Annotated in this window: 5 protein-coding genes; 1 reads left to right on the forward strand and 4 read right to left on the reverse strand. The window is 60.0% G+C overall.

Going from position 1 to position 13016, the window contains the following annotated elements; all coding sequences use genetic code 11:
- Positions 1-4 precede the first annotated feature (4 nt).
- The 4 genes from P3T24_RS08990 to P3T24_RS09005 form a co-directional block, all read right to left on the reverse strand.
- Complete coding sequence (locus tag P3T24_RS08990) at positions 5-838, reverse strand: EI24 domain-containing protein (protein ID WP_429404452.1); 834 nt, start codon at positions 836-838, stop codon at positions 5-7.
- Positions 839-1109: 271 nt separating this feature from the next.
- Positions 1110-2135 carry a beta-propeller fold lactonase family protein gene (locus P3T24_RS08995; protein ID WP_429433881.1) on the reverse strand — a complete coding sequence of 342 codons (1026 nt, stop codon included), beginning with the start codon at positions 2133-2135 and terminating at the stop codon, positions 1110-1112.
- A 224-nt stretch (positions 2136-2359) separates the two neighbouring features.
- Entirely contained in the window at positions 2360-3094 is a 735-nt protein-coding gene (locus tag P3T24_RS09000; RefSeq protein WP_429433883.1) for an OmpA family protein, read from the reverse strand.
- A gap of 115 nt (positions 3095-3209) precedes the next feature.
- Positions 3210-11885 (reverse strand): YadA-like family protein, encoded by an 8676-nt coding sequence (locus P3T24_RS09005; protein ID WP_429433886.1) that lies wholly within the window; start codon positions 11883-11885, stop codon positions 3210-3212.
- Positions 11886-12376: 491 nt separating this feature from the next.
- On the opposite strand from P3T24_RS09005, the gene P3T24_RS09010 reads away from it, so the two are divergent.
- Positions 12377-12802 carry a nuclear transport factor 2 family protein gene (locus P3T24_RS09010; protein WP_429433889.1) on the forward strand — a complete coding sequence of 142 codons (426 nt, stop codon included), beginning with the start codon at positions 12377-12379 and terminating at the stop codon, positions 12800-12802.
- Positions 12803-13016 lie beyond the last annotated feature (214 nt).

Consider the following 13016-nt stretch of genomic DNA (forward strand, 5'->3'; position numbering starts at 1 on the left):
AGATTCAATAGGGAACCACCGGCGCCGCGTGACGCGCGCCCTGCTCTTCCGCGCGCATGCGCTGCAACGCACGCAGACAGTAATAACCGAACCATAGCGCCGAAAACACGAGGATGAACGCATAGATCCAGATCGTCACCGCCGTGATTACCGGGAACAGCACAATCAGCCAGACCGACGAAGCCCATATCAGCGTCGGCAGCGAGCCGAGCAGACCGCTCGCCACACCGATCAGCAGCAACGGTAGACGGTAGCGTCGCACCAGCGCACGCCGTTCGTCGCGGCTCGCATGCAAGGCCAACGCGTCGTAGGTCATGACGCGATAGGTGAGCCAACCCCACAGTAACGGCGGAATCAGCGCGAAAAACGGTGGAATCAGCCACAGCGGCAAGGTGACGGCCAGCAACACGAGACAGACCAGCGTCGTCCATACCGCGTGCATGAGGCTACCGTACCACGTTCCGCCGCGCCGCATTTCAAGGCCCGCAAACTGCCGTGCCGACAGATGGCGGATGACGCCGGGCATCGACAGCGTGGCGATCAGCAGCAGGATCGTCACGACGATCAGCGGAATCGCCATCGCCAGCACGATGAAAGGCGCGAGCGCTGCATGCAGCGCGGAAAAACCGACCCAGTCGAACATGCGGTAAAGGGTGGTCGTGAAAGACCAGCCCTCCAGCCAGACGCGTGTAGCGCCGGTCAGCGTCTGCCAGGAAAACCACAAAATCACGCCCCATACGACCGTCGCCGCAAAAAACGGCAGGAAGGTCAGCCAGAGCATGCGCGGGTGGAGCGCACTTGCGAGCGCGCGTCCGAACGAGCGCAACAGATCATTCATGCGAGTCTGTACGAGTGAGCGAAACGATGGGACAAGGGGTTGAGGCGAAAGATCCGGCGGACATTTCGCGGAATCTGGACAGGATAAACCACGGGAGGTGCCGCCGGTAGGTTCGGCGGCACGGATAGGGAGAAAGGATGGTGCTTGTATGGTCGCGGATTTGGTGGCGCTTATGTCGCGGCTTGTGTGCTGGCGCTTGTTTGCAGACGCTTGTGTGGTGGTGTATGCGGCTGCACGGTGTGGCCGCACGCGCGTCCGCTTGTATGCTCAATTAGGCGCCGTTGGGCGCCGTCACCGGCGCGCGGTCGTAGAAATAGATGCCGTGCGGTGAGCGGCCCACCGCGATCGTCTGGATCAGTTTGCGAGTGGTCAGATCGATGATGCCGACGTGCTTCGCAAAGCGAAACGTGACCCACAGATAGCGCTTGTCCGCCGATAACTCCATGTCGTCGGGTCCGGGCATCAGGCCTGTGATGTCGCCGACATTGGTGAGCGTATCCTCGTCGATGATGCTGATGGTGCTGGCGACGCGGTTCGACACCGCAACGTGCTTGCCGTCGGCGAGTGAGCGAAAGTTATGCGCGCCATTGCCGGTCTGGATCGTCTTGACGATCTTCTGGTTGCGCCAGTCGAGCACTGCGACATAATCCGCGCCGGTCATGCCGATCAGCAGATATTTGTCGCCCGGTGTCATCCACAGGCCAGCCGGCACCTTGCCGACTTTCATCTTCCACTTGACCTGCTGGGTCGCAAGATCGACCGCGGCCAGTTCGCCCGAAACCTGCAGCGTGACGAACACGGTTTTGCTGTCGTTCGAGAAGGCCATATGGCTCGGCATCACCGCGAGCGGCAGGCGCTTGGCGAGCGTCATGTCGTGACCGTCGTAGTGATAGATGTCGAGACGGTCGAGCCGCAGGCCCGTCGTCACCACCCACTTTTTGTCAGGCGAGAAGCCGATCTGATACGGATCTTCGATGTTCTCGACCCAGCGCTGCACCTTGCCGCTTTTCGGGTCGACGAGCATCAGGTTGTTGGAAACCGAATTGGCGACGATGAGCGAACTGTTGTCCGGCGTGGCCATCAGGTGATGCGGTTCCTTGCCGGTCGGCACCGTGCCGACCACCTGATGGGTGGCTTCGTCGATCAGGCTGAGGGTGGCCTCGCCGGAGTTGAGCACGATCACGTTGTTGGCGTGCGCGGCCGGCGAGAAGAGACCGGTCAACAGGCCGGAGGCCGCGGCAACCGCTGTGCTGGCCGCGAACGCGGCGCGCAGGCCACGTAGAAGAAATTTACGCATGGGGACTCACTTCCGAGAACAACCGGCATTGTAAAGCGTTTGTCAGGGTGAGCGATTGATCTGGATGGGGTGTTGGCGATGAAATGCAAGCGCGATGTCGCGGTAGTCTGCATTGCTGGCGCGGCCGCCATTTGACACTGGGGCAATAAAAAAGGCTTCCCGAAGGAAGCCTGAAGCGCACTCTCAAATCACTTTGTTATGATTTCATTGGTGCATCTCAAAACTTATTGCGCGAGGACTCGTACCTCGACCCGGCGATTAAGCGCCCGGCCTGCGGCCGTAGCGTTCGACGCAACCGGATCCGCTGCGCCGCGGCCTTCGTACGCGAAGTTGTCGGCGCGCACGCCGCGCTGGCGCAGATAGTTCACCACCGCCGCTGCACGCTCTCGCGACAACACGTCGTTGTGCGCAGCAGAGCCGGTCGCATCGGTATACCCCGTCGCAACGAGGCGCTTGAAATTCACGCCCTGGTTTGCACGAACGAAGCCGTCGAGCTGCTGCTTCGCGGCATCCTTCAATTCCGCGCTGTCGTGATCAAAGTTCGCATCGCCTTGCAACAGCACCTGACGCGGCGCAGCGGGAATGACTACAGGAGCGACGACCGGCTTGGCGATCGGCTCGGGTTGCGCTTCAGGAACCGCTTGCCGGACAGGCGAACCACCGCAGGCGAAGGTCATTTCGCGCGGATCGTTATCATCGGCGCCGGAATGCAAGCCATCGACCAACTCGAGCTTTGTGACGCCCTTGTCGTGACAGATTTCATTGGCGACCTTCATACACGACTCGCCGCTTTCCAGCAGACCGTGGCACGTCACACGATATGCCTGCGTTTGCAGGCCAGCGATGCGCACTGCGTTGACCGTATAGGTCGGTCCCGATTGCGTCGTGCATCCTGCGAGGCCGACCACGAGCGCGCCAAGGAAGGACGCGCCAAAATGTTTAATCAGAAATTGTTTCATGGAGTAGAGGTCCGTCGGAGACGGATCTAAAAAAATGATGTTGGGTTAGCAAGAGAACAGTGCGGGGGCGAAGCAAGGCGATCCAGCCACCCCGCCTCGCCCCGCAATCAGGCGCTTACCATTGGTACGATGCACCTGCACCGACCGTGGTGCCGCCAGAGCTGACGCTGCCGCCGATCTTCATCTTCAGGTTCTGCGTGATACGAACCGAAGCGCCGAGTGCCGTGGCTTGATAGCCCTTGTAGTTGCCCGTGCCAACACCAACCGCGATGGTCTTGTTCGGATCGACATCCGGAATCATCGACAGTGCCGTAGCTGCCGCAACACCGCTATATGCGTTGCGCGCCACACCCGCCATACCCGATTCGAACTGACGCATGTTCACTGCGTCCGTCGGACCTTGACCGTCGGCAACGTTCGTAATCCGACGCTCGTTGCCCTGCGAACCCATCGACACCGTGTTGTCCTGATCGGCAATCGAACCATCGCCGATCGCAACCGAGTTAGCACCGCTAGCCTGCGAACCACCGCCGATTGCTGCCGAGTTGGTACCCGTTGCCGAAGCCGGGCCGCTCGTCGTGTTGATGGCGATGTTCGTGTTGCCGCTCGTCTGCTGGTTTTGGACTGCCTGGGACAGACTCGACACCTGCTGGTTCGTGTTCCACAGCTGAGCACCGGTTACAGCGTCCGTGCTGGTCGCGGACAGATCCGCATCCTGCAGGTTGGTCAGCTTCACCTTGGCCGCGTTCGTCGAACCGCCCAACGTTACCTTGTCATGCGCAGACGAGTCGTACTGAACCGCGTTCGTCACCGAGCCGCTCATCGAGTTGATGGTCGTCTGGATGTTGCTGATGTCAGTCGTGTTCTGCGTCGTGCGGCCGTCGAGGTTGGTGATTGCATCACCGACGTTGTTCACGGTCGTGCCACCGACGTTGTACGTCGGAGCCGAGATCGTGCCGTCCGCATTGACGGTCGAACCACCGCCCAGCGCTGCCGCCGTGCTGGCTGCATTTGCGTACAACTGCGAGCCGTTCACTGCGTCCACGCTTTTCGCGTTGACTGCACCCGCTGCCACGCCCGTCACCACACGGTTGCCCGCTGTGCCGGCCATGTTGACGCGCAGACCGTCAGTTGCCGCGGCGACATTGATGTCACGCGAAACTGCATCTTGCGTCACAAGACCGATGCCGCTGTCGGCCATCTGGTTTTGCAGCGACGACAGGTTGGTATCGAGCGCGTCCAGTGCTCCGCCCACCGTGGTTTGCGTACCGCCTTGCACGTGGTATGTCGGGCCAGTGATCGAACCGTTGGCGTTGACCGTTGCACCGCCGCCGAGCGAGGCGACCACCGGCTTGAGCTGGCTCAGGTTGACCCCCGAAGTGTCAGTCGTGCCGTTTGCGACGCCGATCAGTTCGCGTGCACCCGCCGTACCCGTAAAGTCAACGTGCGTGCCGTCCAGGTTCTTCGCGACGGTGATGTCATGCGAAGTCTGGTCCTGCTGCACGAGACCCAGTTCACCGTTGTTGATCTGGTTGGTGATGTTGGTCACCGAGCCTTCAACATTGGTTACGCGGGCATCGACGTTCGAGATGTCGCCGGTGTTTTGAGCGACCTGCTGGTTCGTCGCGAACAGTTGCGAACCGTTCACTGCGTCCGTGCTGTCAGCAGACAGGGTGCCGATCTTCACGTTGGTGATCGTCGTACCCAGGTTGCCGCCACCGAGCGTTACCTTGTTTTTCGTAGCGTCGTCGTAGGCAACGAAGGCGTTGGTCACGTTGCCCGAGGCGTCCGTGTTCAGGCCTGCTGCTTTCAACTGTGCTACGTTCACTGCGTCCATGTCGGCAACACCTGCCTTCACGTTCGAGATCGTCGTGCCGTTTGCACCGTCCAGCGTGATCTGGGCGTGGCTCGCGTCGTCGTACTTGACCACATTGGTCATATCGGCGTTGAGGCCGTCGATGCCGTTCTGGACAGAAGCCATCTGGCCGTTCAGGCCGTTGATGCCGTCCTTGACCGAGGCCATGTCGCCGTTCAGGCCGTTGATACCGTCCTTGACCGAAGCCATGTCACCGTTCAGGCCATTGATGCCGTCCTTGACCGAAGCCATGTCACCGTTCAGGCCATTGATACCGTCCTGGACCGAGGCCATCTGACCATTCAGGCCGTTGATGCCGTCCTGGGCACGCGTGTCCACGTCCTTCAGCTGCGAAACGTTCACTGCGTCCATGTCGGCAACGCCTGCCTTCACGTTTGCAATCGTCGTGCCGTTGGCACCGTCCAAGCTGATCTGGCCGTGGCTTGCGTCGTCGTACTTGACCGCGTTGGCGATGTCGGCGTTGATGCCGTTGATGCCATCCTTGACAGAAGCCATGTCAGCATTCAGACCGTTGATGCCGTCGGTGTTCTGAGCAACCTGGCCAGCCAGACCGTCGATGCCGTCCTTCACCGTTGCCATCTCACCGTTCAGGCCGTTGATACCGTCCTGGGCACGTGTGTCCACGTCCTTCAGTTGGGCAACGTTCACTGCGTCCATGTCGGCAATACCCGCCTTCACGTTCGAGATCGTCGTACCTGCATCGCCACCCAGCGTGACCTGACCCTTCGTTGCGTCGTCGTAGGCAACAAACGCGTTCGTCACGTTGCCCGAGTCGTCCGTGTTCAGGCCCGCTGCCTTCAGCTGCGCCACGTTCACTGCGTCCATGTCAGCAACACCTGCCTTCACGTTCGAGATCGTCGTGCCGTTTGCACCGTCCAGCGTGATCTGGCCATGGCTTGCGTCGTCGTACTTCACGACGTTGGTCATGTCGGCGTTGATACCGTCGATACCGTTCTGGACAGAAGCCATCTGGCCATTCAGGCCATTGATACCGTCCTGGACCGAGGCCATCTGACCATTCAGGCCGTTGATACCATCCTGGGCACGCGTGTCCACGTCCTTCAGTTGCGCCACGTTCACTGCGTCCATGTCGGCAACACCTGCCTTCACGTTTGCAATCGTCGTACCGTTCGCGCCGTCCAGCGTGATCTGGCCGTGGCTTGCGTCGTCGTACTTGACCGCGTTGGCGATGTCGGCGTTGATGCCGTTGATGCCGTCCTTGACAGAGGCCATGTCAGCGTTCAGACCGTTGATGCCGTCGGTGTTCTGAGCAACCTGGCCGGCCAGACCGTCAATGCCGTCCTTCACCGAGGCCATCTCGCCGTTCAGGCCATTGATACCGTCCTGGGCACGTGTGTCCACGTCCTTCAGTTGCGCCACGTTCACTGCGTCCATGTCGGCAACACCCGCCTTCACGTTCGAGATCGTCGTGCCCGTTGCACCGCCCAGCGTGATCTGACCCTTCGTCGCGTCGTCGTAGGCAACAAACGCGTTCGTCACATTGCCCGACGTGTCCACGTTCAGGCCTGCGGCCTTCAGCTGCGCCACGTTCACTGCGTCCGTGTCGGCCGTACCTTCAGACACACCCTTCAGCTGACGCGTGCCTGCCGTGCCCGTGAAGTCCACCACTGTGCCGTCCGTGTTCGCTGCAACCGTGATGTTGCGGCTCGTCGCGTCCTGCTGCACCAGACCGATCTCACCATTGTTGATCTGGTTCGTGATGTTGGTAATGTCGCCAGTGTTCTTGCCGACTTCGCCATTCAGGCCGTCGATACCGTTCTGCACCGATGCCATCTGGCCATTCAGGCCATCGATACCGTCCTTCACCGATGCCATCTCACCGTTCAGGCCGTTGATACCGTCCTGGGCACGTGTGTCCACGTCCTTCAGCTGTGCCACGTTCACCGCGTCCATGTCGGCAACGCCTGCCTTCACGTTCGAGATCGTCGTACCTGCATCGCCACCCAGCGTGACCTGAGCCTTCGTCGCGTCGTCGTAGGCAACAAACGCGTTCGTCACGTTGCCCGAGTCGTCCGTGTTCAGGCCCGCTGCCTTCAGCTGCGCCACGTTCACTGCGTCCATGTCGGCAACACCTGCCTTCACGTTTGCAATCGTCGTGCCGTTCGCACCGTCCAGCGTGATCTGGCCGTGGCTCGCGTCGTCGTACTTCACGACATTGGTCATATCGGCGTTGATACCGTCGATACCGTTCTGGACAGAAGCCATCTGGCCGTTCAGGCCGTTGATACCGTCCTGGGCACGCGTGTCCACGTCCTTCAGTTGCGAAACGTTCACCGCGTCCATGTCGGCAACACCTGCCTTCACGTTCGAGATCGTCGTACCCGTTGCACCACCCAGCGTGACCTGGCCCTTCGTCGCGTCATCGTAGGCAACAAACGCGTTCGTCACATTGCCCGACGTGTCCACGTTCAGGCCTGCGGCCTTCAGCTGCGAAACGTTCACTGCGTCCGTGTCGGCCGTACCTTCAGACACACCCTTCAGCTGACGCGTGCCTGCCGTGCCCGTGAAGTCCACCACTGTGCCGTCCGTGTTCGCTGCAACCGTGATGTTGCGGCTCGTCGCGTCCTGCTGCACCAGACCGATCTCACCATTGTTGATCTGGTTCGTGATGTTGGTAATGTCGCCAGTGTTCTTGCCGACTTCACCATTCAGACCGTCGATACCGTTCTGCACCGATGCCATCTGGCCGTTCAGGCCGTCGATACCGTCCTTCACCGTTGCCATCTCACCGTTCAGGCCGTTAATGCCGTCCTGGGCACGCGTGTCCACGTCTTTCAGTTGCGAAACGTTCACTGCGTCCATGTCGGCAACACCGGCTTTCACGTTTGCGATCGTCGTGCCGTTCGCGCCGTCCAGCGTGATCTGGCCGTGGCTTGCGTCGTCGTACTTGACCACGTTGGTCATGTCGGCGTTGAGGCCGTCGATGCCGTTCTGGACAGAAGCCATCTGGCCGTTCAGGCCGTTGATGCCGTCAGTGTTCTGAGCAACCTGGCCAGCCAGACCGTCAATGCCATCCTTCACCGATGCCATCTCACCGTTCAGGCCGTTAATGCCGTCCTGGGCACGCGTGTCCACGTCCTTCAGCTGCGAAACGTTCACTGCGTCCATGTCGGCAACACCGGCTTTCACGTTTGCGATCGTCGTGCCGTTCGCACCGTCCAGGCTGATCTGGCCGTGGCTTGCGTCGTCGTACTTGACCACGTTGGTCATGTCGGCGTTGAGGCCGTCGATACCGTTCTGGACAGAAGCCATCTGGCCGTTCAGGCCGTTGATACCGTCGGTGTTCTGAGCAACCTGGCCAGCCAGACCGTCAATGCCGTCCTTCACCGTTGCCATCTCACCGTTCAGGCCGTTGATACCGTCCTGGGCACGCGTGTCCACGTCCTTCAGCTGCGAAACGTTCACTGCGTCCATGTCAGCAACACCCGCCTTCACGTTTGCAATCGTCGTGCCGTTCGCGCCGTCCAGCGTGATCTGGCCATGGCTTGCATCGTCGTACTTGACCACGTTGGTCATGTCGGCGTTGAGGCCGTCGATGCCGTTCTGGACAGAGGCCATCTGGCCATTCAGGCCGTTGATGCCGTCCTTCACCGTTGCCATGTCGCCGTTCAGGCCGTTGATACCGTCAGTGTTCTGAGCAACCTGGCCAGCCAGACCGTCGATACCGTCCTTCACCGTTGCCATCTCACCATTCAGGCCGTTGATACCGTCCTGGGCGCGCGTGTCCACGTCCTTCAGCTGCGAAACGTTCACTGCGTCCGTGTCGGCAACACCTGCCTTCACGTTCGAGATCGTGGTACCCGTTGCGCCACCCAGCGTGACCTGAGCCTTCGTCGCGTCATCGTATGCAACAAACGCGTTCGTCACGTTGCCCGAGTCGTCCGTGTTCAGGCCCGCCGCTTTCAACTGGGCCACATTCACCGCGTCCATGTCGGCAACACCGGCCTTCACATTCGAGAGCGTCGTACCTTCTGCACCCTTCAGCGTCACGACATCCTTCGAACCGTCGTTGTAGGCCACCGCGTTAGGATCCACACCCGCACCAACCGAAGCCGCCGCCGTCAGAGCATCGCCGACATTGTTGTACGTCGAGCCATTGATCGAATACGTCGGGGCCTTCACCGAGCCATCGGCGTTGACCGCCGCGCCGCCGCCCAAGGCAGCAGCTTCGCTCTGCGAGGCTGCGAACAGTTGCGAGCCGTTGATGGCATCAACGCTCGAAGCATTGACGGCGCCCTTCGACACACCCGTCAATTGGCGTGCGCCCTTCGTGCCGGTGAAGTCAACCAGTGCGCCGTCGGTTGCGCTCGCGACCGTGATTACCTTGGTCGTAGCGTTCTGCTGCACCAGACCAGCCGTGCCGTTGTTGATGTTGTTGACTGTATTCTGCAGGTTCGTCACGTTCGTGTTCGTCGCGTACAGCTGCGAGCCGTTCACCGCGTCCATGCTCGATGCGCTCAACGCACCGGCCTTCACGTCCGTGATGGTCGTGCCGCTCGCGCCGCCGGCCAGCGTTACCTTGCCTTTGCTGGTGTCGTCATACGCCACGAATGCGTTCGTCGCGTTGCCCGACGTGTCCACGTTCAGGCCTGCGGCCTTCAGCTGCGCCACGTTCACTGCATCCGTGTTCGCCGTACCGGCCGATACGCCCTTCAGCTGACGCGTGCCTGCCGTGCCGGTGAAGTCCACCGTCGTGCCTGCCGTTGCACTTGCCACCGTGACGGCATGGGTGGTTGCATTTTGCTGCACCAGACCTGCCGTGCCGTTGGTGATGTTGTTCACCGTCGTGTTCAGCGTCGAGATGTCGCCGGTGTTCTTGGTGGTCGCGCCGTCGAGCTTGGTGAGCGCCGAGCCCACGTCGCTGAACGTGCCGCTTTGCACCACATACGTCGGCGCCTTGATCGTGCCCGTGCTTGCGTCATAGCTCGCGCCGCCGCCCAGTGCCGATGCGGTTGCCGTACCGTCCGCATTGACCTTCGCGTCTTCCGATTTCAGCTGGCTCACGTTCACTGCATCCGTGGCGGCCGAGCCGGCTGCCACGTTCGTCACACGACGTTCCTTGCCTGCCGAACCTACCGACACTTCGCCGTTCGCTGTCGAAGCCGTACCCGACAGCGTGCTGTTGCCCGGGTTGTAACCCGCTGCAGTCAGATTGGCCGTGGTCGTCGAGCCCGTACCCAGTGCGACCGAGTTCGTCGCCGTCGCCTTGGCAGCGTTACCGATTGCAACTGCATTAGCTGCGATAGCCGTCGCGTTGGTTCCCAGCGCGGTAGCGTAGCTGCCACCACCACTGGCGGTCGACGATGCGCCAAGCGCGATATCGCCGGCACCTACGGCTGATGCCGCGTTGCCTGCCGCGAACGTGTAGTCAGCCGCAGCCGACGACGACGAACCCAATGCAATCGCGCTTTGCCCTTTGCTGGTGCTGGAAGTACCCAGCGCCAACGAGCTCGCCGCCGCAGCGCTGGCACCGAAACCGACTGCAACGCCCGTTGTCCCTGATACGGTTGCGCCCAGACCTAGCGCAATGGCCTGGCGTGCATTAGTGGTATCAGCACCCGCACCAATAGCGATGTCCGTGAAGTTTGAATTGGCATGGTCACCTATGGCAATCGCTCCTCCGCCCGCGGCTTTTGCCTGATTGCCCATAGCAACGCTATTTTGGTATGCGGTCGGGTTGCTCTGAGAGGTGGTGCTTAAGGCGCTCGCCCCCGCGCCGACGGCGACCGAATTGCCACTTACGGACGCATCATCCGTGCCGTCCTGCAGACCACCGGCCTTGAAATAGCGCGAGTTATTTGTGACCATCGTATTGATCGCGTTCACCTTCGCGTCTTCCGACGCCAGTTGGCTCACGTTCACTGCGTCCGTGGCCGCCGAACCGGCTGCCACGTTCGTAACCCGTCTTTCCTTGCCTGCCGAACCCACCGATACTTCGCCGTTCGCTTTCGAAGCCGTACCCGACAGCGTGCCGCTACCCGGGTTGTAAGCCGCTGCGGTAAGGTCCGCCGTGGTCGTCGAGCTCGCCCCCAAGGCCACCGAGTTTGCTGCCGTTGCAGCTGCGTATGAGCCGACTGCAACCGCAGCAGAGCCAGAGGCTGTCGACCCGGAACCCAAGGCTGTGCCTGACGCTGCTGTAGCACTTGCAGCGAAACCGAGCGCTACGCCGTTCGTCGCGCCAGCGGCGGTGTTGGCATAAGCGCCTACGGCAGTGCTCTGAGCCCCCGATGCCGTGGAGGCATCGCCAAGAGCGGCTGCCCAACTGCCGGATGATGCCGCTTGTGCGCCAAGCGCTATTGCCTCCGATCCTGCGGCATTTGCGTTGAACCCGATCGCACTGGCATTGGTGGTACCAGCCGCGGATTTGGCATAACCGCCCAAGGCGATACCCTGAGCTCCCGAGGCGGTGGAGCCATCGCCAAGGGCAGTCGCATAGGCTCCGGACGATGTCGCTTGTGCGCCAATCGCCGTTGCGTACGCTCCTGCGGCGTTTGCACCGAACCCGATCGCAGTGGCATTGGTGGTATTAGCCGCGGTTTGGGCGTAAGCGCCCAAGGCGATACTCTGATTTCCTGCGGCGGTAGAGCTACCGCCAATGGCAGTTGCATAGGTTCCGGACGATGTCGCGCCACTTCCGATGGCGACGCCCGTCCCGAGATCGTTAGTATTCGCCGTCACCATTGCCCCGGTACCAATGGCTTCCTGGGTCGACTTGACTACTGTGCCGCCGTCTATGCCACCTGCATACACCTCTCCCACAGCCCCAGCAGCCAACAACGCCGCCACGATAAGTTTATTGTTTTTGTTGCTTTTACCCCGACTCTTCGCCACTTCCGACGCGGCCACATAGGTCCCGGTCGATTCATTCCAGACTGACTTGTACGATTTGTTCACAATTTCACCTTTCAACAATGCAATGGCTTTCAGCGGCGCATCTGAATGCGCGCTTCATGCATTCGATGGCAACCCACGGATCCCAGAGTGGCCGCGATGAGCGAGAACTTTTTTTACTGTCTCGATAATCTCGGTGGGAGTGGCGTCAATATAAATTTCACCATGCAAAGACTGAATAAGATGGTTCTTAAAAACCTCTGATTTGTGAAAAACTGTGCGTCGGCAGAATGAGAGCAAAACACAAGTTGAAAATCGGCGGACTGATCGCCGAATGCTTCAAACACAGGAGAGATGGGACGCCATGCGATACCCCATTGCGTCGTTCGCCGAGGCGCCCTCAAATAAGAATTGTCTTATTTTCACCAACTCAAAAAAGACGTAAATTTTTACAAATGCTCTGCCGCAGTCTCGTTCAAATTATCAGAGTTAATCATCCGTTCTGGATACATTAGCAATTACGATTTTATCGTTCGTTATTTGAGGAATTTATTATGAAATCACTTTTTCTCTCGGCGTTCGGCGCCCTATTATTTTGCTTTACAGTTTCCCCCTCATTCGCAACAGATCAGGACGAATCGACCCTGAAAACAATGGAACAGACGTGGATCACCGCGATCTCCAACACTGACCGCGTAACGCTCGAAAAGCTGCTCGACGATTCTTTCATCGAGACCACGCCCAATGGCGCACGCCGTAGCAAATCGGACCTTTTGCTGGCATCGCCACCGCCGCTGGGTTCAACCCAGACGTTGATGGATATGGATATACGCGTGAACGGCAACACAGCCGTCGTTACCGGCATCAATCATTTCAAACGAGATCCCGATGCCCAACCGGTCGATTACTCGTTCACAGACGTATTCGTCCGCAAACCAGAAGGCTGGCGTGTCATGTCGGCACAAATGACGCGCAGATAACACGGTCTATGGCGCCGGGCACGTGGAAAATGCCCTGACATCTTAGGCCACCTGCTTGAACCGCCCCGCCGCAGAGCCCGTAGCAATAGCCAGACGACTTCGGCGTACGCTCGCGTGCCGATACAGTTGTTGTTACGATCACCCTCCGACTACGCGACAAAAACCAGACCCCGGCCAATTACCAAGGACTCCCGGAACTGACCAAATTAAAAGG

It is taken from the genome of Paraburkholderia sp. GAS33 (genome assembly GCF_050436645.1).
In the GTDB taxonomy this organism is placed as follows: domain Bacteria; phylum Pseudomonadota; class Gammaproteobacteria; order Burkholderiales; family Burkholderiaceae; genus Paraburkholderia; species Paraburkholderia phenazinium_B.

Excerpts from the sequence above, each read along its gene's own strand:
- P3T24_RS08990 (WP_429404452.1), bottom strand. The coding sequence starts at position 838 with ATGAATGATCTGTTGCGCTCGTTCGGACGCGCGCTCGCAAGTGCGCTC.
- P3T24_RS08995 (WP_429433881.1), bottom strand. The coding sequence starts at position 2,135 with ATGCGTAAATTTCTTCTACGTGGCCTGCGCGCCGCGTTCGCGGCCAGC.
- P3T24_RS09000 (WP_429433883.1), bottom strand. The coding sequence starts at position 3,094 with ATGAAACAATTTCTGATTAAACATTTTGGCGCGTCCTTCCTTGGCGCG.
- P3T24_RS09010 (WP_429433889.1), top strand. The coding sequence starts at position 12,377 with ATGAAATCACTTTTTCTCTCGGCGTTCGGCGCCCTATTATTTTGCTTT.